The sequence below is a fragment of the Rhodococcus sp. P-2 genome, assembly GCF_016598535.1.
Taxonomy (GTDB): Bacteria; Actinomycetota; Actinomycetes; order Mycobacteriales; family Mycobacteriaceae; genus Rhodococcus_F; species Rhodococcus_F baikonurensis.
In genome coordinates, this window is the sequence record NZ_CP066779.1 from 3,040,080 (window position 1) to 3,063,611 (window position 23,532).

Here is a 23,532-nt window from a genome sequence, read left to right on the forward strand (position 1 = left end):
ACGCTACCGGTCCCGACCGCGGTAGTGACTCTTGAGCTGTCGGGAGATCACCTTGATCTCCCGCGTCCTCTCTGCCTGCAGACGAGCATCGCTTCGCGCGGCGTTCCACGCGTTCTCTCGCTGTAGTTTCCGGTAACTCGCGAGTCTCCGCTCGTCGATATCACCGCGCCCGAGTGCGCTCAGGACCGCGCATCCCGGCTCGGAGTTGTGTGCACAGTCGGAGAACCGGCACTCTGCAATCAGCTCCTCGATCTCGGGGAACGTCTTGTCGATTCCCTCCGCCGCGTTCCACATGCCAACCCCTCGCAGGCCAGGTGTGTCGATCAACGTCCGGCCGCCGGAGAAGGGGATCAGTTCTCGCGTGACGGTGGTGTGGCGTCCCTTTCCGTCGCCGGTTCGAACGCGGCCGGTCTCGAGTCGATCGGCACCTGTGGTGTCCGCGAGGAGTGCGTTCGCGAGCGTCGACTTACCGGCGCCGGATGGACCGAGTATCGCCACGGTGCCGTCCAGAACTGCATCGAGTACATCCATTCCTTCGTTGGTCTCGGCACTGACGGCCAGCACTGTTGCGCCGGGCGCGATGGCGCAGACTTGGGTGAGAGTGTCGGAGATATAGTGAGCTGCATCGGATTTGGTGAGTGCGACGACAGGTGTTGCGCCGCTCTCCCAGGTGAGTGCGAGTAGCCGCTCGATGCGGCCGAGGTCTACGTCGCCGTCCGAAGCCGTGGCGATGACGACTGTGTCTACGTTCGCAGCCAGAATCTGGCCTTCCGATTTTCCGGATGACGAGGAGCGGACGATGCTGCTCGTTCGGGGGAGTATCGAAGTGACCGTGTGCATCTCGGGTTCGCGGGAGTCCGGTATCTCAGCGACGGTCACCCAGTCGCCCGTGCAGAGCGGATCGCCGCCGCTGAGCGCGCGAACTGTGCCTCCGGCGACGGCCACGTCGCACCGGCCGCGGTCGACACGAAGAACGCGCCCGGGTGCGGAGTCCGGTGGGGCGAGGGTAGTGAATGTGTTCGAGAGTGTTGCGTTCCAACCGTATTCGGTCAGGCGCGTGTTGTTTTCCGACATGGTGATTGTGTCCTCGAGTACGAAGAAATGTGAATGTTGACGGCGCTGAAACTGCGGAACACGACAGTCATCAATACTCACTCCTCGTACATCTCGGGACGCACCATGCGTCGGATCAGAATCGTCTCAGTCGCGGTCGCGACTGTGCAACTGATTTAAAAGAGATCGGCCAACTGATTCAACTCAGGACGACTGACTCAACTCGGGCGTGCGAACTTCTCTTCCCGGCCGAGTTTGCGCAGTCGCATCCACTCGCGCAGTCCTGCCGGATCGCGACGGGTGATCAGGAAGTACCAGCCGAACCGAACCCATTCCTGCGGAAGCAGTTTCCGCATTCCCGGCTGGGAGAGGATGTATCCACGGTTGCGGTACGTGAAGTAGCGCTTCGTGTCGTTGTCGGGGTACTGCGTGTGCATGCGACCGCCGAGGATCGGCTTGAACTCGTCCGCGCCGTTGGGGTGGACGTAAGCAGTTTGCAGGCAGGTACCGAACTTCAGGCCGGAGCGGACGAGGCGACGGTGTACCTCGACCTCGTCGCCGCGGACGAACAGGCGTAGATCCGGAACTCCGACGGCATCGATCGCGTCGGCTGTGAACAGTGCGCCGTTGAAGAGAGACGCGATGCCTGGCAGGAGATCCTCGTCGCCGAGCTCGGAACGCAACCGGCGCCACGACGTGCCGCGGCGCAGTGGGAACGCGAGGCGGTCGGGGTTGTCGATGTCGCAGACGACGGGGGAGACCTCGGCCAGGCCGTTCCGAATTGCACAGTCGAGCAGTGTTTCCAGGACTTCGGGTCCCTCCGGGCGGCCGTCGTCGTCGGCGAGCCAGACGCGGTCGGCACCGAGCGAAAGTGCGTAGAGAATGCCCAGAGCAAATCCTCCGGCACCGCCGAGGTTGTGCTGAGAACCGATGTAACTGGTCGGAAGTGGAGCGTTGTCGACGAGCTGTTTCACATCGGCTTCGTCGGCATTGTCGATGACAACCAGGTGATCGAGCGGCCGCGACTGAGTGCTGAGGACCTTCAAGGATTCGGCCAGCAGTTCACGACGCTTGTGCGTGACAACCACCCCGATGATTTTCTCGGGTGCGCTCACGGGGTGTTTTCCCGTTCCATTTCCTTGATGACGTGCCGTACGTGTTCGGCGGCATCGTCACCTTCGTAAGCGCGCACGACATCTTCGATGTCGCCTTGCATGCGGATCTGTCCGTGGTCGATCCACATGGCGCTGTTGCACAGCTGGGCGAGGAATTCGTTGGAGTGGCTGGCGAACACCAGGATGCCGGAGCGTTCCACCAGCTTCTGCAGCCGGATGCGAGCCTTCTTCATGAATTCCGCGTCGACGGCACCGATGCCCTCGTCGAGAAGCAAGATCTCGGGATCGATGCTGGTGACGACGCCCATGGCAACGCGCACGCGCATGCCGGTGGAGTAGGTGCGCAACGGCATCGAGAGGTATTCACCGAGCTCGGTGAATTCGGCGATCTCGTCCATCTTCGCGAGCATCTGCTTGCGGGTCTGACCGAGGAACAGGCCGCGGATGATGATGTTCTCGTACCCGGAGATTTCCGGGTCCATGCCGACGCCGAGATCGAAGACTGGTGCGACGCGCCCGCGAATGCTGGCGGATCCCCGGGTGGGTTCGTAGATTCCGGAGAGCAGGCGCAGCAGGGTGGATTTGCCGGCGCCGTTGTGGCCGACGAGCCCGATGCGGTCGCCTTCCTTGAGCGTCATCGTGATGTCGCGGAGCGCTTCGACGACGACGACATCGGAGTCGTTGCGGCCGATGGACCCTCCGGCTTTGCCGAGGAAGGCCTTCTTGAGCGAGCGGGATTTGGCGTCGAAGATCGGGAAGTCGACGCACGCGTCCTGCGTGTGGATGCTGACTGGCTGACTCATGTGTTTCCTCTAGACCCAGTAGGGCACGCGTGCCCGGTACTTGCGGAGTGCCAGAATCGCGACGGCCCAGCCGACGACGGTGAAGGCGATGACGATGTACCAGTGATAGGCCTGCTGGTCGGCTCCGATGAGTGGCGCGCGGATGATCTCGAGGTAGTGGTACAGCGGGTTCAGCTCGGCGAGTCGGACTCGCTCGCTGGCTTGTCCACCCTGGTCCTTGAGTGCCTGCGTGGTCCACATGATCGGCGTCAGCACGAACAGAAGCAGTGTCATGCTGCCCAGAATGGGCGCGATGTCGCGGTACCGGGTGGAGAAGATACCGAAGACGATCGAGACCCACAGCGTGTTCGCGACGATCAACACGAATGCCGGTATTGCAGCAAGCGCTGTCCAGCTCATGTTCTGCCAGATACTGAACGCGAACAGCAGAACTATGTAGATCGCGAAGTTGTGCGCGAAGAACAGCACCTGTCGCCAGACCAGGCGATACACATGCACACTCAACGCCGACGGCAACTGCTTGATCAGGCCCTCGTTGGCGATGAAGACCTCGGAGCCTTCGAGGATGCTTGCACTGATCAGGTTCCACACGATCAGCCCGACCGTGACGTACGGCAGGAACTCCTTGAGCGGAATGTTCAGCAGCGTGGAGTACAGAAGACCCATCGCGGCGGCCTGAACGCCGGTGGCGATCGTGATCCAGAACGGTCCGATCACCGACCGGCGGTAGCGCTGTTTGATGTCCTGCCAGCCGAGGCTGAGCCACAACTCACGCTGATTCAGACCGTCGCGAAGGTCTTTGAACGCACGACGGAACGTCTGGGAGTCGGACACGGGCGCAGGTGCGTCCGGCGTCTCGGATTCGATTGCGGATGCTGACACGGAGGTCGAGCCTACCGGCCTGGCGTCGGCGCCGGATTTCCCGCGGACTTCGTGGTGGTCCGGGTTACAGATACTGGCCGGTTCCCGGGCTCTGTTGGTCCGGATGCGCAGGCGAATGCGGAGCCCCGATGCTCATGCCGGGAGGCAGTGCGCCCTGACGCATTTGTTCGAGCTGAGCGCGCGCTGCCATCTGCTGGGCGAACAGTGCGGTCTGAATTCCGTGGAACAGTCCTTCGAGCCAGCCGACGAGTTGGGCCTGCGCGATTCGCAGTTCGGCGTCGGAGGGAATGGAGTCGTCGGTGAACGGGAGGCTCAGTCGCTCGAGTTCTTCACGGAGTTCGGGTGCCAGGCCCTGTTCGAGTTCTCGGATGGACGACGTGTGGATGTCCTTGAGGCGCTTACGGCTGGCGTCGTCGAGCGGTGCGGCGCGCACTTCCTCCAAGAGTTGTTTGATCATCGTGCCGATTCGCATGACCTTGGCCGGCTGCTCGACCATCTCGGCGACGGACTCGGCTTCTGTTTCCGCGCCTTCGGTGGTGCCGGAGGTGGCGGCTTCTGCCTCGGCAGTCGGCATCGCGACGGGTCGACCGTCGGGTCCGATAACGAGTACCTGCTCTTTGTCGGGGTTCGTCATGCTTCCATCTTGTCGTGTGTGGGCGACAAACGCCGCTTAACCCCCAAAAAGTTAGCTATCGAATAACTGTACTGGCGGGTAATTGGGTGACTGCCTTCGACTAAGCGGGCGTCTGCACCTAGAGTGTCGAGCATGGCTTACGACGTTGCCCGCGTACGGGGGTTGATTCCCTCACTCGGTGACGGCTGGATCCACCTCGATCCGCAGGCCGGAATGCAGATCCCGGACGCCGTCTCGCGGACGGTCTCCACCGCGTTCCGTGCCTCTGCATCTTCTTCCTCCGGTCGCCACGTCTCGAACCGTCGTAGTGCTGCCATTCTCGAGAGTGCGCGCACCGCTGTCGCCGATCTGGTCGGCGGAGATCCTGCGGGAGTCGTTCTCGGATCAGACCGAGCGGTGTTGTTGGCTTGGCTCGCCGAGTCGCTGAGTTCGCGGTTGGGCCTCGGAACCGGTCTGGTGCTCTCGCGCCTCGACGAAGAGGCGAACGTCGCGCCCTGGCTCCGTGTGGCCAGTCGTTACGGCGCTCAGGTGCGATGGGCCGAAGTCGAAATCGAAACGTGCGAGCTCCCGAGTTGGCAGTTCAACGATCTCATCACCTCGACTACTCGCTTGGTGGCCCTGACGGCCGCGTCGCCGATCGTCGGTTCGGCTCCGAACGTCCGTGCCGCAGCTGATCGTCTGCACGAATTCGGTGGGCTGATGGTGGTCGACGCCGTCGGAGCAGCGCCATATGCGCATGTGAACATGGCTGATCTCGGAGCGGACATCGTTGCCGTCAGTGCACCGTCGTGGGGCGGTCCGCAGGTGGGCGCGCTCGTCTTCCGTGATCCCGGACTGCTCGACCGAATTCCGGCCGTGTCGCTCAATCCGTATGCACGTGGCGCCGAGCGACTCGAGGTGGGCGGTCATCAGTTCGCGCTGCTGTCCGGTCTCACGTCGTCGATCGATTTCCTCGCGGGCTTGGACGAATCGGCAACGGGAACCAGGCGTGAGCGCCTCGAAACCTCGATCAGCTCGCTGCAGGACTACCAGGACGGTCTGTTCGATCACCTCATGCGTTCTCTCGCAGCCCTGCCCAACGTGATGGTGATCGGCGGCGCACCCACGCGGGTGCCGACGCTCAGCTTCACGCTCGAGGGGATGGCGGCAGACAAGGTCGCGGCGCACCTGGCCGACAAGCGCATCGCGACGGTCAGCGGCACGCACGGTGGTTCCAGGCTGCTCGACGCACTCGGTGTCAACGACGAAGGCGGTGCCGTCACCGTCGGCCTCGCGCCGTACACGACTCGGTACGAGATCAATCAGCTGGTCGCCGAACTCGGCGCCCTGGGCTGATCGACCCCGCTCGGCTCACGTGACGGTGAGGATGACCTTGCCTACGGTTTCCGGCGAATCCAGCAATTGATGGGCTAATGGTGCCTCGGTGATCGGAAGTTCGGTCGACACGATCGGTTGAACCGATCCGTCGGCGATCAACGGCCACAACTTCGCACGGACGTCGGCGACGATGTCCGCTTTACCTCCGGGGCCGGTGAGCGGACGCCCGCGCAGGCCCGTCGACGTGATGTTTCCGCGCTTTCCCATCAGCTTGGCGATGTCGACTTCGCCCTTGCGGCCACCTTGCATTCCGATGATCACGACGTGGCCGTCCATGGCGAGTGCGTCGATATTGCGCCCGAGGTACGACGCTCCCATGTTGTCCAGAACCACGTCCGCACCGTGGTTGTCGGTGGCTTCGGCGAGTGATGCTACGAAGTCGCTGTCGCGATAGTTGATGAGAATATCCGCGCCCAATTCGCGGCAGCGGTTCAATTTTTCCTCCGAACCCGCGGTAACTGCGACGCGGGCGCCGAGGGCTTTGCCGACCTGGATGGCGTGGGTGCCGATTCCGCCGCCACCGCCATGGACGAGGAGGACCTGTCCGCGTCGTAGGCCGCCCCGCATCACGACGTTGGACCACACCGTGCACGCAACTTCCGGCAGTGACGCTGCGACTCGGAGATCGACGCCCGCGGGAACGGGGAGAAGTTGTGTTGCCGGGACCGCAACCTTCTCGGCGTAACCGCCGCCGGCCAGCAATGCGCAGACTTCGTCGCCGACGGACCAACCGGTGACGTCTTCGCCGAGTTCGACGATCACGCCCGAGCATTCGAGGCCGAGGATGTCACTCGCGCCGGGCGGCGGCGGGTAGAAGCCTTGGCGTTGGAGCAGGTCGGCGCGGTTGACCGCCGTCGCGGCGACCTCGACGAGTACGTGCCCGCGAGGCAGTTCGGGATCGGGTTGCTGCGCCCATTTCATGACCTCGGGACCGCCGGGCTGATCGATCGTTATGGCGTACATGGATACGACGCTAGCGAATCTCCCCGCTGACGGGTGTTTTGCCGCTACCGTCGCGGACGTGACTTACTTCGGGAACATGCAGAACGAGATCTATCTGACGGGACTGAGCGGCGCGAAGCCGGCATTGCCGATGACTGCGGCGGGCTTGGAAGATGCCGCGCGCGAGCAACTCTCACCGGAGGCTTTCGGGTACATCGCCGGTAGCGCGTCGACCGAACGGACCGCGGTGTCGAATCTGCGGGCGTTCGACAAGCATGCGATCGTGCCGCGGATGTTGCGGGGGACTGCGGCGCCCGACGCGCGCGATCTGAGCGTCGAGGTGTTGGGGACGCGGTTGGCTGCACCGATCCTGACGGCTCCGGTGGGCGTGCTCGGCTTGGTCCACGACGACGCCGAGGTTGCGGTCGGTTCGGTCACTGCCGAGTTGGGGATCGGATCGATTCTCTCGACGGCGGCGTCCTCGACCATCGAAGATGTAGCGGCGGCCTCCGGCGATAACTGGTGGTACCAGCTGTACTGGCCGGCCGACGACGAGCTTGCCGAGTCGTTTGTCCGTCGGGCGGAGACGGCGGGCGCGAAGGCTATCATCCTGACTGCCGACACTCCCGGTATGGGTTGGCGTCCAAGGGATCTCGAACTCGGTCACCTCCCCTTCCTGCAGGCGAAGGGTATTGCCAACTATCTGTCGGATCCGGTGTTCCGCGCAAAACTGGCCACACCTCCCGAGGAGAGTGCAGAAGCCCTGCAGATCGCGGTTCTGACGTGGGTGTCGTTGTTCGGCAATCACGCGGTGCGGATCGCGGATATCGCGAAACTTCGCCAGTGGACGACACTTCCGATCGCGGTGAAGGGAATTGTCCATCCCGACGACGCACGTGAGGCCGTCGCGGCCGGCGCCACCGGCATTGTCGTGAGCAACCATGGTGGGCGTCAGGTCGACGGGTCGATTTCGGCGCTCGACGCTCTCGGTCCCGTCGCTGATGCGGTGGGGCATGAGGTGGACATCCTGATGGACTCCGGAATTCGTTGTGGCGCAGACGTAATCAAGGCTCTGGCCTTGGGTGCCGACGCAGTGCTGTATGGGCGACCGTGGGTGTACGGATTGGGATTGGCCGGAGCTGACGGAGTGCGTCATGCGCTCCGAAGTCTCCTGGCCGACCTGGATCTGACGATGGGGCTGGCGGGCCTGGCATCGGTCGCCGAAATCGACCGTTCGATCCTGATGTCCAATTCGTGACTTTAGGGTGAGTCTTACTGTGACGGGCGGACACAGGTCTAAACTTGGAACCTGTGACAGCTGAAGCGACAACCGAGGAGACATCGCAGGCGGCGCACGGTGAGACACCGTGGCTGACGCCGTGCGAGATGCGTGCATGGCGCGGCTACATGGACGGCAATCAGCGCCTCATGGAGGTTCTCAACCGCGAACTGCAGGATTCACACGACCTGTCGTTGGCTGATTACCGCATTCTGGTCATGCTCTCGGAGTCAGCTGACGGGTCGTTGCGGATGAGTGACCTGGCAGACGGCGTGTTGTCTTCGCGTAGCCGCCTGACGCACCAGATCAGGCGGATGGAATCTCAGGGCATCGTCGTGCGCGACACTTGCGTCGAAGATGGTCGCGGCGTGCTCGCGCGGATCACGGAAGAGGGTAGGCGTCGCCTCGCCGAGGCGGCACCTACTCACGTGGCCGGGGTTCGGAACAATCTGGTCGATCTGCTGACTCCCCAGGAACTGGACGTGCTGGCAGACGTCTTCGAGAAGGTCGACAAAGCCATCGGCGAGCGCTGACGTCGGAGCCGTTTTCGCGGTCCGCGGGAACACCCGATAGGATCGCCCACGGAAGCGTGGCAGAGCGGCCGAATGCACTCGCCTTGAAAGCGAGCGTGGCGTTAAACCCACCGGGGGTTCAAATCCCTCCGCTTCCGCCAAAGCAAGGGCTCTGACCTCGGACTTCGGTCCAGGTCAGAGCTTTACTGTTTTCGGAGTCACACTGCTTGGGTAGTGGGCGTCAGAACCGCACGGTGAACACCACGTGGTGATTCTCTCGGGCCGCGCGCTGGAAAAAGTCCGCCACTTCCTGCAACCAGCCCCAGGCGTACCGGCGCTCGTCGGGACCGTACTCGGGGTTGCGGTCGTCGAGCGGCATCGCGTCGTAGCGCACGCCGAACTCGGATTCGGTGATTTCCGCCAGGTACGAGGAGACTTCGGCGACCCGGTCGGGTGCCAGGTAGGTGACGAGTTGGTCGTAAGTGTCGGTGTTGAGGTCGTCGTCCCCCAAGATCACGCCGTAGGCCGGCCAGTTCTCGGACACGCGCTCGTACCCCGTGCTGGAGAGGGCGCACAGGATCGGATCCCACGCCTTGTCCGTGTCGCACGAGAACTCGGATCGGCCCGTCTCCTCGATGTCCTCGACCACTGCGCCGAGTTTGTCGTCGTCGCCGCGTGCGTCCAGAAGTTCCGCTGCCTCGCTGTCTGACAGCGCGAAATGCACCCCAAGTTCCATGGCGTGATGCTAACGGCTGACCTTGCCGGCGTTCCCGTCCTCACTACAAGGCGAATCGACTTAGGTAACGATCCTGCTCTACCTACCGCCGAAGCTACCCATCGTGGGCCAGCTGTCATACATACTGCATCGGTGATTCCGACAAAACGGACCGGCCTTTCTGCTGTATCGCTGGTGATCCTCGTCGTCGCGGGGTTGCTGGTCGCAGCCCCTGCCAGCAGCGCCGCGCCGCCGCCTGACTGGAAATACACAATGGTGGCGTTCAGCAACGCCAGCGACCGTGACATGGATGTCTACGAGTCGGCCGACGGCACCGGCTTTCAGCTCGTCCAGCAGTCGGCGTACAGGCCGCCGTCTGGGCTCGTGCGTGATCCGAGCATCTTCCGGAACACGGACGGGCTGTACTACCTCACCTACACGACGGGTGGTGGGGCGAATATCGGTTTCGCACGCAGCAGCGACCGCATCAATTGGACACCGCTGGGGAACTATCCGGTTCCGTTTTGCTGCGCGTTGATGCCTGGAACGGGAGATGGCACCGGTTCTGCGAGCCCGCCGGGCTTCTCGGGTTCGGCCGGTTTCAGCGACGGACCGTCGCTGTCACCATTCGTCACCAAGGCCTGGGCGCCTGAATGGTTTGTGGACGGCGATCGTGTCAACGTCATCCTGTCGATGTCGACCGGTGGAGGATTTGTGCCGTATCTGATGACGGCGTTGGAACCGTCGCTCCGGTTGTGGAGCCCGCCTGTTCCGCTCGCCGGGATCGGTGCGGACCACATCGACACCACCGTGGTCAAAGTCGGATCGACCTATCATGCGTTCACCAAGAACGAGACGAAGAAGGTCGTCGAGCATGCGGTCGCTCCTTCGGTGACGGGACCTTATTCGTTTGTCCCGCCAGGGAATTGGGGTTCGCTTGTCGAAGGTCCGGCCGTAGTTCAGTTGCCGAGCGGCGACTGGCGGATCTATCTCGACGCCTATACCGAAGGTAAGTATCTCTACTCCGACAGCACGGACGGGCTGAATACCTGGTCTCCGGTGCAAGAGGTTCCTGGGGTGTCCGGGACTGCACGGCATCTCGGCATCATGAGAGAACCGGCATAACTTTCGACTCCGAGTTGGTAGGGCTCTGATCAAGGACTGCGGTCTTGGTCAGAGCCCTTTCTCGTACATGCGTACTACTTCTGCGCGTCGTCTGCACGTATCAGTGATTGACAAGCTAACGGTGCGACGCGAGTGGGTCTTGCGAGTTCGCGCCGACCACGAAGTGAACATCTCCGCGTGAACCGTGCAGAGTTGCGCTCCCAGGCCCCGCTCGGGCGCCGTACTTCACGATTGATTGCCAAGTAGTGCCTCTTGGTTGCATATTCAAGTACGTGCACTGGCTTGATGTCCGCACTTTCGGCCTTCAACTGCCCTGAGGCCCATGAAATGTGGGTTCAGTTTGGTTTGCCACACCGTTTCTGAGGGTTCTTCTTACCTTCAAACCGTGACCTTGCTCATAGTGGGACCTAGGTCCTTTTTGCTGATGATAAGCCTGTCGATATATATCTGTTACCGAAAGTTCACCCTAAATCCAAGATGGCGGAGTCGGCGCGCTGGCGGGCAAACAGGACGATTGGTACCGTCCGGTAACTAATTCAGTTAGTTGTCGGCTACCGCCCTGGTTGCTGTGTCACGTGGAGGAGCAGTTCATGTCGCTCGAATCGCAAAACGGCCTATCCCATCGTCGATCGAGGGTCGCAGTGGGGCTCGCGACGTGTGCGGTTGCCGCGCTGTCGTCTGGTGTGGTCTTCGCAGGGAGTGCATCGGCAACGCCGACGGCGTTGGCGGACAAGTTCGCGAGTACGGTCACCGATGACGGTTGGTCGTTGGATCTTGCCGCCACGAAACTGTCGGCGAACCCGGTGCCGAATCTGGCGACGACGGCGTTCACCCGTGAGGGGTTCGTGTCGGCGAAGGTAACCGGCACGATCGGTGGTCAGGGCGATTCGGCAGTGAAGACCGGATATGTCGAGCAGGGGTTGCAGATCGGCTGCCAGATCGATGTTTCCTCCGGACTTGGCTTGGGGCTTGGCTTTTCGCTCGGCCCGTCTGTCGGTGTGAGTATTTCGGGTGTCCCGTCGGCGAACGTGGGTGTGAATGCGTCGGTGAATCCGAGTATTCAGTCGACGATTGCGCCGGGCACGATCACGACGATTCCGTTGGGGAAGAAGGATCTCGAGTCGTCGAAGGCGTCGATCACGGCAGAGAACGTGCACGTGAAGGTTGATGCGTGCATGGGGCCGGTGACGATCCGCTCGTACGCACAACTGTCGGTGTCGACGGCGACGTCCGACAACACGTTGTTCGTGTACTCCGATCCCACCTGGCTCTGACCCGCGCAGCCGTCGTCAGCGCTGCTGGCGACTATTCCCGATCCGCCCAGTCCAGGGGTGGTTACTCATCACGCCCACAAAGGAGAAATCATGAAGATTCGTACCTTGGCCACTGCCGGAACCCTCACCGCGGGTATCGCCCTGTTCGGTGTTCTCGGCGCCGGCGTGGCATCTGCTGCAACTCCGATCGTCGAACCTGAGCAGGGTCGGATCGGTCTGTCGCTCTCGAATGCGGAAACCGCGGCGTTGGCGGCGAGCCCGATCCCGGACGCCATCTCCGACATCGTTCCAGGCTCGCAGCGGTGGATTGAGCTCGCACCGGGCTCGGCGCTCACCGTCGGCCCCGATGGCAAGCTCAGCGCCCCCGACCGCGTAGTGATAGGCGAAGCCGCTGCCCATCCTGGTGGCTACGTCGATGTCTACCTGGCTGATCCGAACAACCCGGCCAACGCCGGGTACGTCACCCTGACCTACCAGTACTGGAACTGATACCGCGCCCAGCACCGGCGACCCGTTTTCCCCGCTCTCCCTTCCCATTTGGAGTTCCAGTCATGACCGTCAACAACGCCGAACGCCGCAGTGTCCAACCGGAACCCGCTGCCATCGATAGGAAAGACGTTGCAGACGTTGATGACTGGGATCCGGACAGTGAACTCAGTCCACTCTCCAAGGCTGTGATCGCTACGGCAGTTGGACTGGGGTTGCTGATCGCGGCATTCGCGGTGATCGGGAAGCTCGCCGGCTGGGCGAACGACTACGGGACGATCCTGGTTTACCTGGCGTTCTTCTTGTGGATGTCGATCTCCGGACGGTTGTTCTGGTGGGGCGCAGACAAACTCATCGCGCTACTCCGAACGAAGAAGAGTGACAATCGTGGTGCGCACCGGTGAAGTCCGGTAGACGATTTCGCCGGACTCTCGCGGGAGTGCTTGCCGCTGGGGCGCTGTTGACCGGAGCGGCCGGAGCGATCGGTGCGGGACTTGCACTCTCCGCCGCTCCGGCGAACGCGACGCCGGAAGAAGACTGCGCGGCGGTGCGAGCACGTGATCATCAGATCTACCTGAATCTCATTGCGTCGCTGCCACCTGGCGCACCCATCCCGCCAGAGATCATCAACCCGTGCCTGAGTGCGCCGTCCACGACGTCGACAGCTGCGCCGACGACCACCGTCGGGCTCCCCGGTGCGCAGGCTCCAGGCGGTGGCCCGAATGTCGGGGCCAATGCTCCGACGAACTTTCCCACCTACAACGGCACCCCCATCGTCCCTGTGCCGACGATCGAGGTTCCGCCCATTGCTTCCGAGTCCCCGGCCTCGGAAACTGGTGTCGGTGCATTCCCCAATGCATCGGCATCAGCGGTTCCCTCACCCACACCCACCCCGGGTGAGGGAACCACCACCGATCGTGGTCCCGGACCGATCCCCGCGGATTCGGATTCGAATATCGCACCGGCCCAAACGGTTCCGGACCCGGCAGCAGATGTTTCCACCGCCGGGGAGGACTCGGGCCGTGACCGGTATCTCGAACTCGCCCTGATCGGCGCTGCGGCGTTCACCGCTGCGGGTATCGGAGTGCGCGGGCGGCCGGGACCTTTCAGCCCCCGCACGCCCGAATCAGTACTCTCCCAGGCGGTCGGGACTGTCGTGTCGCCGTTGACTGCGTACGCACCTGGCGGGCAGTCCTCGTTGCGGGTGTTCGATCCGATCACCGGCGGAAGCCGGTTCTTCTTCCTGATCCACGACGAAACGTCGTCGCACGAATCCGTGATTCCGGTGACGGTGCCGCCCGGCGGTCACATGAGTGTCAACCCCGATGGCACGGTCACCGTCTTCGACGCCGACGGGAATCCGGTCTCGACAATCGATGCCCCGTGGGCGTACGACGCCAACGGCACTCCTGTTCCAACGCACTACGAGATCCGGGACGGGCAACTCGTCCAGGTCGTCGACACCGCAGGCATCGAGAACCTGCTGTACCCGATCCTCGCCGACCCGGAGCTGACACCGGAAGAACGTGCTGCGCTCGAAGCGCAGGCGAACTTCATCGGCCCGATGACCCCGGAGGGCGAACAAGCCCGCAGGGACGCACAAAACGTCCTCGCCGCCAACCCCCCGGAGCCGGCAGATTCAGGCCTCGAGCAGCTCATGGTCGGTGACCCCAACCACGAGGTCTCCGAACCACCGATCACCGACACAGGAACCGGAAACCCTGTCGGCGACGCAATACTCGCCAATCAAACCCAGGAGCCGATCACTTCGAACATCGGCGGGCACGACTACACCACAGAACCTGCGGACCCGGCAGATTCAGACCTCGGCCATCTCATGTCCGGTGACCCTAACTCCGAGGTCTCCGAACCACCGATCACCGAAACAGGAACCGGAAACCCCGTCGGCGACGCAATACTCGCCGACCAAACCCAGGAGCCGATCACTTCGAACATCGGCGGGCAGGACTACACCACCGAACCCGCTGTCAGCGACGTCTCGTTCACGGACGAAAACGGAACCAACTGGTCCGGCACACCTTCGAAGGTGCCGAACGTGTGGAGCTGGACGTACACCGACGCGCAGGGAGAAGAGCACGACCTGCAGGTCACCTACGACGAGCAGGGACGCCCCTACCAGGTTTTCGACCATTCCAACTCGGAACTGTCCTTGTACGATTGGAGCACCGGCGAACCAGTTCGGATAGGCGACGCGCAGCATCTGGACCCCGGTGTCGCTTTCGATCAGCCCTACACCGACGAGATCATGAGCTTCGTCGTCCCACCGCTGCGCGGGGCCCGTCTGGCCGTCGGCGCGATCCGGGCCGAAGACCTGATCGTCTCGAACCGGACAACACCCACCCGGCCCCCGGTTACTTCACCATCGACCCCTGCTCAAAACATTCCCCGGCCGGGCACACTGCCACCGCGCGGCATACCCGTCATCGACGGCACAGTTCCACCTGCCGAACATGACCACCCCACGATCCCTTCCGTGAATGAACCTGCACGCCCGGATCCCACGATTCCGGAACCCTCGCAACCCACTTCGCCCGGCGATCCCGACCGCGGCCAGTGGGAACCATCCACGCCGGGGGAGATCGGTGATCCAGGGCCGAACCTGACACCAGGAATTTCTACCCCGAATGTTCCCTCGCCAGGTCAGGTCGAGGAACCGAGTGCGCCGACTCTGCCCGATGTCGGGCAGGTGCCGGTGAATCCGGACGCTCCCGGCGCTCCGCAGCAACCCGGACTACCGGAATTCGACCCCTTCGCCACCGATCCGAGCACCATTCCCAGCCCTGGCGTCATCGAGGATCCGACGCAGCGACCCGCGGTCACGATGCCTCCCACACAGCCTGACAGCCCGGAGGGACCAGGGGTTGAACAGGATCCGTTGTGGTGGATGCCGTTCGCACGAGAAAAACCACCGCAACTCGCACCCGGCGAAACACCGCCGGACATCGTGGAGGTCGAAGGAGTCGGCCCGTTGGATCTGCGTACGTTGCAGTCCCGGATCATCGGTGATCGGGATGGCACCGATGTTGGGGTATGGGGTGATGCAGGCGAAGGTCTCCGGTACGACGCCGCTCGGAGGTTGAGGCCTTCTCGGGTATTTCAGGAACTCGTCACGCTGGTGGACGGGCAGTTCGCGTTCATCTTGCCATTCGATGCCGGGAAGAACGGTGAGCTCAAGTTCGACGGTTGGTTCCCGGACATGAACGTCATCGTCGATGCGAAACACATCTACGACTTCATCTTCGACCGGAACGGTGAACCTTACGTAACGGACTTCCGGGGCCGTGTTTGGCAAAAAGATTGGCCCAAGACCGCTCAGGCGCAGCTCGATGCCCTCGCACAAGCCGGGATGGACGCTGAGCTCGTGTGGGTGATGCTCAACGAACAATATGCTGAACTCGCCTTGAGAGGCTTCGACGACGAGAACGTCGTCGGTGTCACGGTGGAAACTATTGCGCAATGGTTGGAAAGGACGGGGCGATGAGCTTTTTCGGGCGGCGGCCGACAGTGGGCGGGTATTGGGGCACGCGGGTGCAGTCGAGTCAGGAGGTGGCGCAGACGATGCGGGCCTTCCTCGACGATCTGGAAGCGATCGACCCGGGGTTGGCGTTGCCGTGGGTCTCGACTGCCGAGTTCGACAAAGTGCCAGCAGATCTCAGCGTGGACGGGTTGGTGCGAATCTTCGAGCATTCCCGCTCGAAGGAGATGGGGTATTCGGACACCCCGGGACCGGGCTACGACGTCGACTTGTCACCCGAAGACGGGACCGCGCGGCGGATCATCGCCAGGGTCGGCGGGCTGGAAACCAGTGCCCCCAACAGTGTCCGGGTGTCGTTGCCGACGGAGAAGGATGTTCCCCCCGAATTGCGACGGTTGCTCGAACCGGATGTCGGGGACGCGATCATGAAAGTGATCGTCAAGCATTGGGAACCGGATCGGGCTCGGTGGAGCATCGGCGACTACCTCGATCTGCAACCGCGAGTTAGAGGTCAGATCCAGGTGGGATGGGAAACGTACTTCCATTCCGGAGTTACGTTCGATCGCAGCGCGCTGCCCCAATCTGCGGCGGTAGAGGAGCTGCCCACTGGCACGTTGATTCGGTTGGGGGACAAGCCAATGGAGGTCGATGCCGCCGACATCGTGGCGGTGCGGGCGGCGTTGGGTTACCCGGTGTAGCGCCAGAGACTGTTCCGATTGGTCGATCGTCTTCGAGCAGGAGTGACGTTGTCTGCTTCATCTTTACGTCGCGATCCGGCGTCCGGGTTGACCGTGAAAGTCATGGCGCGGAAGGGGCCGCCGGAAGCCGAATCGGTCACCGCAGTGCTGGCAGCGCGGTCACTGCAGTTCCTTCGAAAGCTTGACCCAGTCTTTGACGTCGACATGTATCGCGCCGTGAGGAATGACCTTCCCGACGGCGTTACGGTCGAGCAGGCTCTGGCATCGAATGGTGGACGGATCCTCACGCTTCAGGCAGAGGACTCCCTCGAGGCCGCAATGATCGAGAGCAGAAAGTCTCCTGATGCCGCAGGCGGGATTTACCCACTCTCATTCGGGCATCAACTCAGGTTGTTCACCGACAACGGAAACATCGAAATTCTCATCGGATTCGGGGGTACGGCAGGAGCAGGTTCCTTACTTTGCACCTTCATCTGGCCGTACCCAGGGGGCTTCGCCGATGAATCTCTGATCTCACTGTCATTGAAACTCGTCCAGGGCATGGCCGATATCTGGGACGCTCCCACGGCCGTGCTCTACCGGGATGCGGAGCTCACACCGCAGTACAACGTGCCCGGCGACGCAACGGTGGGCAGTTGCACCTACTTCGGCCCTGAGATGCCGATCAACGAAACGCAGATCCCACCCACTGTCGAAGCTTTTCCGTACAAGAGAAGGAACGATCGTCATCCAGCGTGATCCACGCGCCCCGTTGGTTGCCGACGATATCCGAAGCATCCGTGCAGCAGTCGGCCTGCTGACCGAACGACCGGAGGTTCGCCTACCGAAAGGCTCGCGCCGGCTGTGACACCAGAAGTTACGGCCAAGCTCACGTCCGCAGGTGATGGTGTTCTTAAGAACAAGCTGCTCAGATAATGGAGGATGCGTTCGACGAGGTCATCGGGATGGAGAACATCAACATCATCGTATTTGGAGGGGAGTGAAAGTGCCTACGTCATCACTGCGCCGCAATCCTACGGTGGGCTTGACAGTGAAGGTCATTCCACGAAAGGGTTCGCCTGAAAGCGAGGCCGTCACGGCCGCGCTCGTTGCACGTTCGCTACGATTGCTTCGCGACATCGATCGTGTCTTCGACGTCGACTTGTACCAAACAGTAGGCGATGCCCTCCCCGACGGTGCCGGAGTCGAGCAGGCCTTGGCGTCGAATCTCCGTCAGATCCTTGTACCTTCGACGGAAAAATCGATCGAAGCCGCATTGATCGAGCGCAGACGATCCCCCGATGCCACCGGCGGTATGTATCCCATCTCATTGGGACGACATATGACCCTGTATTCACCCGCTGGAGACGTCAAAGTCGTTGTCAGTTTCGGGGGCACCTCAGGGTCCGGCGCATTCGCATGTGCCTTTGCCGACGAATCACTGATTTCGCTGGCATTGAAGCTCGTTCAGGGGCTAGCCGATATCTGGGACTCTCGTGTCACCGTGCTCTACCGCCGAACCGAATCATCGCCTCAGTTCAACGTACCGGGTGACGCGATCGTGGGCAGTTGCACCTACTTCGGTCCTGAGTTGCCGATCGAGGAAACACAGCTCCCGCCCAGCGTGGAGGCATTTCCCTACCAGGACGGCACAATCGTCATCCAGAAGAATCTGTCCACGCCGTTAACAGTCGAGGACATCCGAAGCATCCGCGCAGCAGCAGGACTGCCGACCGAACGACCGGAGATTCCTCTACCCAAAGGTTTCAGACGGCTGTGAGCCCTACGTTGGGCGCACTCGGGGCTGCCTGCAGGTAGGGATGGCGCGGACCGACCAGCCTGCCCGCAATTACCGCGCCGCGATCCCGATCCGGCTACGCACCAGCTGATCGACGCTCCGGGTGGAGTGCCACCGCGCGGCATACCCGCCATCGACGGCACAGTTCCACCTGCCGAGCATGATCAACCCTCTGTTCCGTCCGTGAATGAACCTGCACGCCCGGATCCCGCGATTCCGGAACCCTCGCAACCCACTTTCCCGGCGATCCCGATCGTGGCGAGTGGGAATCACTCTCGCCCGGTGGGATTGGCGATCCGGGGTCGAACCCGAGACCCGAGAACTCCACCCTGGAGGCTCCCTCGCCAGGTCGCACCGAGGAACCAAGTGTGCCGACTCTGCCTGATGTCGGTCAGGTGCCGGTGAATCCGGATGCCCCCGGCGCTCCGCAGCAACCCGGACCACAACTGTTCAATGACAATGATTTGCCGAGAACGACTATGACGATCGCAGAGTGGCTGGAAAGGAAAGGTCGATGAATTCGGATCGTGGCGCGACAGTGATCGGGTATTGGGGCCCTCGGACGCAACCGGTAGAAGGCATTGCAGCGGAGGTGTTCTCGTTTCTTCATAGTCTGAGGAACATTGATCCAGCACTTGGAGAAGCTTGGGTGTTTTCGCCCGAGACTGCCTTCGAGTCGACCGATCTAAGCGTGGAAGGCCTAGCGAAGATCTTCCGGGCAGCGAAGGATGTCGAAGGGCAATCCGTTGCTGCCTTCGACCTCGGCTACATCGTGAGTTTGTTGCACCCGGACAGATATCAGTTCTTGAGAATCCAATTCTCTCTCGGCCGGAATGTTCCGAGGGTTCCGAATCTCGTCAACGTCACCCTCCCTCCGGAGAAACAAGCAATTGGGGAGGCATCGCGGTTGCTAACCGCAGGCGTCGGTGACGCCATCATGAAAGCGATCATCGAACAGTGGTCTCCAGACAAAGCCCGTTGGGGAACGCCGGTATACCAGAAAGCCCAAGGGAAAAAGGCTGGAGAGGTGGAAGTCGGGTGGGAGACATACATTCGGTCCGGGATCGATCTCGATCACAGCAAACTGCCCGTCGTCGCCGCACTGGAGGAACTCCCCAACGGAACGCTGATTCGGTTGGGCGAGAAACCGTTAGACGTCGATATTGCCGACATCCTGGCGGTGCGGGAAGCACTGGGTTACCCGGTCTAAGACGCCGCGTGACCGCCGACCCTTGCTCATGTCGCGACACGTAGTCGGACGGAGACTATTACGCAGTGGTTGGAAAGGACGGGGCGGTGAGCATGTTCGGGCGGCGGCCGACGGTAGCCGGATATTGGGGCACGCGGGTGCAGTCGAGTCAGGAGGTGGCGCAGACGATCCGGGCTTTCCTCGACGATCTGGCGGCGATCGACCCGGAGTTGGCATTGCCGTGGGCGAATACGAAGCAACGAAGTCGAGGCACTGCGGATCTCAGTGTGGACGGGTTGGTGCGAATCTTCGAGCACTCCCGCTCGGGGGAGATGGGGTACTCGGACACGCCGGGGCCGGGCTACAGCATCAGTTTGTCACCGGAAGACGGAACCGCGCGCGCAATCATCGGCTGGGTCGGAGGCTTGGAAACCAGTGCACCCAACAGCGTTCAAGTAGCGTTGCCGACAGAGGAGGATGTTCCCTCCGAACTACGACGGTTACTCGACCCAGGCATCGGAGACGCGATCGTGAGAGTGATCGTCAAGCATTGGAAACCGGAGCGAGCCCGGTGGAGCATCGGCGACTACAGAAAACTTCAGAAGCGGTCGAAAGGCGAGGTCGAGGTGGGATGGGAGACGTACTTCTATTCCCAGATCGCAGTCGACCGCAGCAAACTCCCCCGGTCTGCGGTGGTAGAGGAACTGCCCACTGGCACGTTGATTCGGTTGGGGGACAAGCCAATGGAGGTCGCTGCCGCCGACATCCTGGCGGTGCGGGCGGCGTTGGATTACCCGGTGTAGGCCACGCAACGGGTCCGGAATTCACCATTGCATCAGATGTCGAGAAATGCGTTAACCGGATGGCCTGCTTCGCCTTTCGATAGTATTGCCAGATGGCACCCCGAACCGACTTGCTCGCGTGGCTCCTCGATTCGGATCCAGCGATTCGGTGGCAGGTGGAGCGCGATCTGTTGAACGAAGCGCCCACTGTGTGGGCGGCGACGCGCGCGTCGATCACTACCAAAGGATTTGGTGCACGCCTGCTTTCATTACAGGATCGAGACGGCCAATGGGCGGGTGGCGCGTTCTTCCCGGCAGAATTCGACTTCGCGGGACCCGAAGCAGCAGAACAAAGTTCGCAACCCTGGACGGCAACAACCTGGACGCTCAACTCCTTGCGTGAGTGGGGCCTCGACGCCGGTGTTCTGCGGGAGCGTCGAACCGCAGAACTGCTCGCGGAAAACTGTCGCTGGGAGTACGAGGGCCGGCCGTACTGGGACGGTGAGGTCGATTGCTGCATCAACGCCTGGACGGTGGCAAACGGTGTGTGGCTCGATGTTTGCGTTGATGAGCTCGCTGATTGGTTTGTGCGGCATCAACTTCCAGATGGTGGGTGGAACTGCGAGTGGATCGAAGGTTCGACGCGATCGTCGTTTCATTCGACGCTCAATTCACTCAAAGGGCTTCTCGCGTACGAGATCGCGACCGGGGGAACGGATGAGACGCGCGCGGCTCGGCGATCCGGTGAGGAGTACTTGTTGCAGCGCGGTCTGTTCCGGCGACTCTCGACCGGCGAACCGGTGGGGCCCTGGGTCGGCCGGTTCGCGTACCTGTTCCGGTGGCGTTACAACGTGCTCAACGCAGCCGACTACTTCCGTGAAGCGTCGTTGTCGTATGGAAATGAGTCTGATCCGCGAATGGCGGACGCGATCGAGATGATCCGGGCCGCCCGAGCCTCGGATGGGACGTGGCTCCAGGCCGGTCGCCAACCGGGGCGGGTGTGGTTCGAGGTCGACACAGAGGCGGGGGAGCCGTCGAAGTGGCTGACTTTGTCCGGCATCCGAGTGCTCGCCTGGTGGGATCAACCCTCCCTTCTAGGTTCTGCATAACAAAAGAGTTACAGCGAGAGTTTTTTCACCTTTAAAGGTTATCGAAAGGTGATCTTCGACTTTCCGGTCGAAATATCCAGTACGGATGAAGAACATATTAACGACAGGATTGCCCTCAGTGCGGTGAAGGTTAGTCATCTGAACAGGTGAGAAGATGTTCGGTGAAATTACCTACCCGATTGGATAGGCGGGTCACCGACGTTGGTAATCAAACAGGGCACTCGCAGCTGTCTTGGTTAGGGAGCTAAGTCCCGAGCTGGAAACGGCATTTCTGCTCCGAAACCGTCGCTCACCTGCGGCTACGTTCCCCATTTTGCAAGACTTAAACCACTTTCGGCGAGAATTAGTCCCGCAATTGTAGGTTGTGAAGCGTCCGCAATGTTTAGGCAAAGTCCCATCTTTTCCCAGAACAATGCTCTACTAAACGTGAAAACCGGATGTTCCCCCGATTTTGCTGAGAAGGTGCAACTATGGGGCGTAGCGTAACTGTCGCAGCGAACCGGAACATCGCGAATTGCTGCTTTAACCAATGACTTTGTTCAAGTCCGAATAATGCTCGGAGGTCGTCGATGTCGATGGAAATGGTGTTAGCCGAAGCAGTGATAGACAGTGGGGACACGGCGTGGGTGCTGATCTCCGCTGGCCTGGTTCTCTTCATGGTTCCCGGACTCGCCTTCTTCTACGCCGGTCTGGTGCGTGGTAGCAGTGCGCTCGTCATGTTGCAGCAGAACCTCGTCCCACTCGGTCTCGTCTCGATTACCTGGGTCGTGTTCGGATACAGCTTCGCGTTCAGTGGAGACTGGGGTTCCGGCTTCCTCGGTGACCTCAGATTGTTCGGCTTGCAGGACATACACACTGCCGCCGCCCCGGGCTTCCACCTGATCGAAGGTGCAGTCGCGGTACCGACTCTGGCGTTCGTGGTCTATCAGATGATGTTCGCGATCATCACGCCCGCGCTGATCACCGGTGCGACCGCAAACCGGCTCAAGCCCTTGGGCTGGGCCGTTCTGCTCGTGCTGTGGTCGATCATCGTCTACCCCCCGATTGCGCACTGGCTCTTCAATCCCGAAGGCTGGTTGGCGCTCCGCGGAGCCCAGGACTGGGCCGGCGGAATTGTCGTCCACGCATCCGCCGGCGCCGCCGCCCTGGCAATCTTGCTGGTGGTCGGCAAACGTCCGGGATGGCCCAACGCCGAGGCAGTCCCGCACTCGGTGCCTCTGGCGTTGATCGGCGCAGGCATCCTGTGGTTCGGCTGGTTCGGATTCAACGCAGGCGACGGATTGGCCGCCGATGGTGTTGCGGCACAAGCCTTGATGAACACTCACATCGCCGCAGCGGGCGGCATGGTCGTCTGGCTCGTCATCGAAAGGTATACCGAGGGCAAGGCCACGGCGATCGGTGGAATCACCGGCGCGGTAGCCGGTCTCGCGACCGTTACTCCATGCGCCGGCTTCGTCAGCACCTTCTCCGCGTTGGCGATCGGCGCGCTTGCCGGACTGGTCTGCCACTTCGCGCTCGCGCTCAAGTCGATCTTCAAGTTCGACGACGCGCTCGACGTCATCGCGGTCCACTTCATCGGCGGCATCCTCGGTTCCCTCCTTCTCGGTTTGTTCGGCGAAAAGGCGATCAATTCGATCGGCCGCGATGGACTCTTCTTCGGCGGCGGCGCAGGACTACTCGGCGAGCAGGCGCTGGCGTTGATCGTCGTCATCGCTTTCTCGTTCGTGGTGACCTGGCTGATCGCCACGGGCATCGAGAAGACCATCGGTCTCAAGCTGGCTCCGAAAGACCAGGTGGACATCGACCGTCGTCAGCAAGGCATGGACGCGTACCGCTACAACGCCGCATTCGTCGACGCCGGTGGTGCGCCGCAGACCAGCGGGTTCGACTCGGGGGTCCTGGTCGAGGGGGCAAAACTTGTTCCGAACCTCGGCGCCCCGAAGCACGAACTCATCACCGCGGTATTGCAGACCATCGAGTCCGAGAAGCTTCGGGAGGCGCTGCTGGCTGCCGGAGCGGAGTCGATAGTCGTATCGGAAGCGCATGTCTCCGCGAGCGACTCGGCCTCGCTCAAGTTTCGCGGGCAACGCAACGACGTCGTGTTCACGGAGCGGTTGCGTGTCGAGGTGCTGGTCGCCTCGGAACATGCCCAGGCGGTTCTGGACGCGATCAACGAGTACTCGGGCGGCAGGAGGAGCGGTTTCGTCCAGCAGGCGGCCGAACCTCTCACCGAAGCGACGGAACAGGGGAGCTGACATGTATTCGACGACAGGGAGTTACCGCA

Annotated in this window: 22 protein-coding genes and 1 tRNA gene; 16 read left to right on the top strand and 7 right to left on the bottom strand. The window is 61.9% G+C overall.

What is annotated here, in order from left to right; genetic code table 11:
• Window positions 1-3: 3 nt before the first annotated feature.
• From rsgA to I7X09_RS14440, 5 genes are all read right to left on the bottom strand, one after another.
• Window positions 4-1,074, bottom strand: coding sequence for a ribosome small subunit-dependent GTPase A (gene rsgA, locus I7X09_RS14420; protein WP_200317458.1), 1,071 nt, complete (start codon window positions 1,072-1,074; stop codon window positions 4-6).
• A gap of 197 nt (window positions 1,075-1,271) precedes the next feature.
• Window positions 1,272-2,168 (bottom strand): galactofuranosyltransferase GlfT1, encoded by an 897-nt coding sequence (gene glfT1 / locus I7X09_RS14425; protein ID WP_200317460.1) that lies wholly within the window; start codon window positions 2,166-2,168, stop codon window positions 1,272-1,274.
• On the bottom strand, window positions 2,165-2,971 hold the full coding sequence (gene wzt / locus I7X09_RS14430; protein ID WP_200317462.1) for a galactan export ABC transporter ATP-binding subunit Wzt/RfbE: 807 nt from the start codon (window positions 2,969-2,971) through the stop codon (window positions 2,165-2,167). Before wzt ends, glfT1 begins: the two co-directional genes overlap by 4 nt.
• Before the next feature lie 9 nt (window positions 2,972-2,980).
• Window positions 2,981-3,853 (bottom strand): galactan export ABC transporter permease subunit Wzm/RfbD, encoded by an 873-nt coding sequence (gene wzm, locus I7X09_RS14435; protein WP_200317464.1) that lies wholly within the window; start codon window positions 3,851-3,853, stop codon window positions 2,981-2,983.
• Window positions 3,854-3,917: 64 nt separating this feature from the next.
• Window positions 3,918-4,487, bottom strand: coding sequence for a bacterial proteasome activator family protein (locus I7X09_RS14440; protein WP_095969514.1), 570 nt, complete (start codon window positions 4,485-4,487; stop codon window positions 3,918-3,920).
• Between the two features lie 132 nt (window positions 4,488-4,619).
• Here I7X09_RS14440 and I7X09_RS14445 point away from each other — a divergent pair, with 132 nt between their 5' ends.
• Entirely contained in the window at window positions 4,620-5,822 is a 1,203-nt protein-coding gene (locus I7X09_RS14445) for a cysteine desulfurase-like protein (protein ID WP_124566822.1), read from the top strand.
• A 15-nt stretch (window positions 5,823-5,837) separates the two neighbouring features.
• Here I7X09_RS14445 and I7X09_RS14450 read toward each other — a convergent pair whose 3' ends face one another.
• A complete protein-coding gene (locus I7X09_RS14450) occupies window positions 5,838-6,827 on the bottom strand; it encodes an NAD(P)H-quinone oxidoreductase (RefSeq protein ID WP_200317466.1) in 990 nt (329 codons plus the stop codon).
• Between I7X09_RS14450 and I7X09_RS14455 the strand changes: the two genes are divergently transcribed.
• The 3 genes from I7X09_RS14455 (at window position 6,826) to I7X09_RS14465 (ending at window position 8,758) form a co-directional block, all read left to right on the top strand.
• Window positions 6,826-8,064, top strand: coding sequence for a lactate 2-monooxygenase (locus I7X09_RS14455; RefSeq protein ID WP_200317468.1), 1,239 nt, complete (start codon window positions 6,826-6,828; stop codon window positions 8,062-8,064). The genes I7X09_RS14450 and I7X09_RS14455 overlap by 2 nt on opposite strands.
• 128 nt (window positions 8,065-8,192) lie before the next feature.
• Window positions 8,193-8,618, top strand: a complete 426-nt coding sequence (locus tag I7X09_RS14460) for a MarR family winged helix-turn-helix transcriptional regulator (RefSeq protein ID WP_020968140.1) — start codon at window positions 8,193-8,195, stop codon at window positions 8,616-8,618.
• A gap of 50 nt (window positions 8,619-8,668) precedes the next feature.
• Window positions 8,669-8,758 (top strand) — tRNA-Ser (locus tag I7X09_RS14465).
• 80 nt (window positions 8,759-8,838) lie between these two features.
• Here I7X09_RS14465 and I7X09_RS14470 read toward each other — a convergent pair.
• Window positions 8,839-9,333 (bottom strand): YfbM family protein, encoded by a 495-nt coding sequence (locus tag I7X09_RS14470; RefSeq protein ID WP_200317470.1) that lies wholly within the window; start codon window positions 9,331-9,333, stop codon window positions 8,839-8,841.
• 252 nt (window positions 9,334-9,585) lie between these two features.
• Here I7X09_RS14470 and I7X09_RS14475 point away from each other — a divergent pair, with 252 nt between their 5' ends.
• From I7X09_RS14475 to amt, 12 genes are all read left to right on the top strand, one after another.
• On the top strand, window positions 9,586-10,437 hold the full coding sequence (locus tag I7X09_RS14475) for a glycoside hydrolase family 43 protein (RefSeq protein WP_223257880.1): 852 nt from the start codon (window positions 9,586-9,588) through the stop codon (window positions 10,435-10,437).
• 590 nt (window positions 10,438-11,027) lie between these two features.
• Complete coding sequence (locus tag I7X09_RS14480) at window positions 11,028-11,711, top strand: MspA family porin (RefSeq protein WP_200317471.1); 684 nt, start codon at window positions 11,028-11,030, stop codon at window positions 11,709-11,711.
• 90 nt (window positions 11,712-11,801) lie between these two features.
• Window positions 11,802-12,200 carry a hypothetical protein gene (locus tag I7X09_RS14485; RefSeq protein ID WP_200317473.1) on the top strand — a complete coding sequence of 133 codons (399 nt, stop codon included), beginning with the start codon at window positions 11,802-11,804 and terminating at the stop codon, window positions 12,198-12,200.
• Window positions 12,201-12,262: 62 nt separating this feature from the next.
• Window positions 12,263-12,601, top strand: coding sequence for a hypothetical protein (locus I7X09_RS14490; RefSeq protein ID WP_200317475.1), 339 nt, complete (start codon window positions 12,263-12,265; stop codon window positions 12,599-12,601).
• Window positions 12,598-15,699 (top strand): hypothetical protein, encoded by a 3,102-nt coding sequence (locus I7X09_RS14495; RefSeq protein WP_200317477.1) that lies wholly within the window; start codon window positions 12,598-12,600, stop codon window positions 15,697-15,699. The genes I7X09_RS14490 and I7X09_RS14495 overlap by 4 nt, the downstream gene beginning before the upstream one ends.
• Window positions 15,696-16,391: an Imm52 family immunity protein gene (locus tag I7X09_RS14500; RefSeq protein ID WP_003943963.1), complete on the top strand. Its 696-nt coding sequence runs from the start codon at window positions 15,696-15,698 to the stop codon at window positions 16,389-16,391. Before I7X09_RS14495 ends, I7X09_RS14500 begins: the two co-directional genes overlap by 4 nt.
• A 42-nt stretch (window positions 16,392-16,433) precedes the next feature.
• Window positions 16,434-17,129 (top strand): hypothetical protein, encoded by a 696-nt coding sequence (locus I7X09_RS14505; RefSeq protein ID WP_234036921.1) that lies wholly within the window; start codon window positions 16,434-16,436, stop codon window positions 17,127-17,129.
• Between the two features lie 247 nt (window positions 17,130-17,376).
• Window positions 17,377-18,150 (top strand): hypothetical protein, encoded by a 774-nt coding sequence (locus I7X09_RS14510; RefSeq protein ID WP_234036922.1) that lies wholly within the window; start codon window positions 17,377-17,379, stop codon window positions 18,148-18,150.
• A gap of 532 nt (window positions 18,151-18,682) precedes the next feature.
• A complete protein-coding gene (locus I7X09_RS14515; RefSeq protein ID WP_234036923.1) occupies window positions 18,683-19,378 on the top strand; it encodes an Imm52 family immunity protein in 696 nt (231 codons plus the stop codon).
• Window positions 19,379-19,470: 92 nt separating this feature from the next.
• Entirely contained in the window at window positions 19,471-20,160 is a 690-nt protein-coding gene (locus I7X09_RS14520; protein ID WP_234036955.1) for an Imm52 family immunity protein, read from the top strand.
• Between the two features lie 92 nt (window positions 20,161-20,252).
• Window positions 20,253-21,248: a squalene cyclase gene (locus I7X09_RS14525; RefSeq protein WP_200317479.1), complete on the top strand. Its 996-nt coding sequence runs from the start codon at window positions 20,253-20,255 to the stop codon at window positions 21,246-21,248.
• A gap of 575 nt (window positions 21,249-21,823) precedes the next feature.
• Complete coding sequence (amt, locus tag I7X09_RS14530; protein ID WP_234036924.1) at window positions 21,824-23,503, top strand: ammonium transporter; 1,680 nt, start codon at window positions 21,824-21,826, stop codon at window positions 23,501-23,503.
• Window positions 23,504-23,532: the final 29 nt, after the last annotated feature.

Excerpts from the sequence above, each read along its gene's own strand:
- I7X09_RS14450 (WP_200317466.1), bottom strand. The coding sequence starts at position 6,827 with ATGTACGCCATAACGATCGATCAGCCCGGCGGTCCCGAGGTCATGAAA.
- I7X09_RS14460 (WP_020968140.1), top strand. The coding sequence starts at position 8,193 with ATGCGTGCATGGCGCGGCTACATGGACGGCAATCAGCGCCTCATGGAG.
- rsgA (WP_200317458.1), bottom strand. The coding sequence starts at position 1,074 with ATGTCGGAAAACAACACGCGCCTGACCGAATACGGTTGGAACGCAACA.
- I7X09_RS14500 (WP_003943963.1), top strand. The coding sequence starts at position 15,696 with ATGAGCTTTTTCGGGCGGCGGCCGACAGTGGGCGGGTATTGGGGCACG.
- I7X09_RS14480 (WP_200317471.1), top strand. The coding sequence starts at position 11,028 with ATGTCGCTCGAATCGCAAAACGGCCTATCCCATCGTCGATCGAGGGTC.
- I7X09_RS14440 (WP_095969514.1), bottom strand. The coding sequence starts at position 4,487 with ATGACGAACCCCGACAAAGAGCAGGTACTCGTTATCGGACCCGACGGT.
- I7X09_RS14520 (WP_234036955.1), top strand. The coding sequence starts at position 19,471 with ATGTTCGGGCGGCGGCCGACGGTAGCCGGATATTGGGGCACGCGGGTG.
- I7X09_RS14525 (WP_200317479.1), top strand. The coding sequence starts at position 20,253 with ATGGCACCCCGAACCGACTTGCTCGCGTGGCTCCTCGATTCGGATCCA.
- amt (WP_234036924.1), top strand. The coding sequence starts at position 21,824 with ATGGAAATGGTGTTAGCCGAAGCAGTGATAGACAGTGGGGACACGGCG.
- wzt (WP_200317462.1), bottom strand. The coding sequence starts at position 2,971 with ATGAGTCAGCCAGTCAGCATCCACACGCAGGACGCGTGCGTCGACTTC.
- I7X09_RS14490 (WP_200317475.1), top strand. The coding sequence starts at position 12,263 with ATGACCGTCAACAACGCCGAACGCCGCAGTGTCCAACCGGAACCCGCT.
- I7X09_RS14515 (WP_234036923.1), top strand. The coding sequence starts at position 18,683 with ATGAATTCGGATCGTGGCGCGACAGTGATCGGGTATTGGGGCCCTCGG.
- I7X09_RS14455 (WP_200317468.1), top strand. The coding sequence starts at position 6,826 with ATGGATACGACGCTAGCGAATCTCCCCGCTGACGGGTGTTTTGCCGCT.
- I7X09_RS14445 (WP_124566822.1), top strand. The coding sequence starts at position 4,620 with ATGGCTTACGACGTTGCCCGCGTACGGGGGTTGATTCCCTCACTCGGT.
- I7X09_RS14485 (WP_200317473.1), top strand. The coding sequence starts at position 11,802 with ATGAAGATTCGTACCTTGGCCACTGCCGGAACCCTCACCGCGGGTATC.
- I7X09_RS14470 (WP_200317470.1), bottom strand. The coding sequence starts at position 9,333 with ATGGAACTTGGGGTGCATTTCGCGCTGTCAGACAGCGAGGCAGCGGAA.
- I7X09_RS14475 (WP_223257880.1), top strand. The coding sequence starts at position 9,586 with ATGGTGGCGTTCAGCAACGCCAGCGACCGTGACATGGATGTCTACGAG.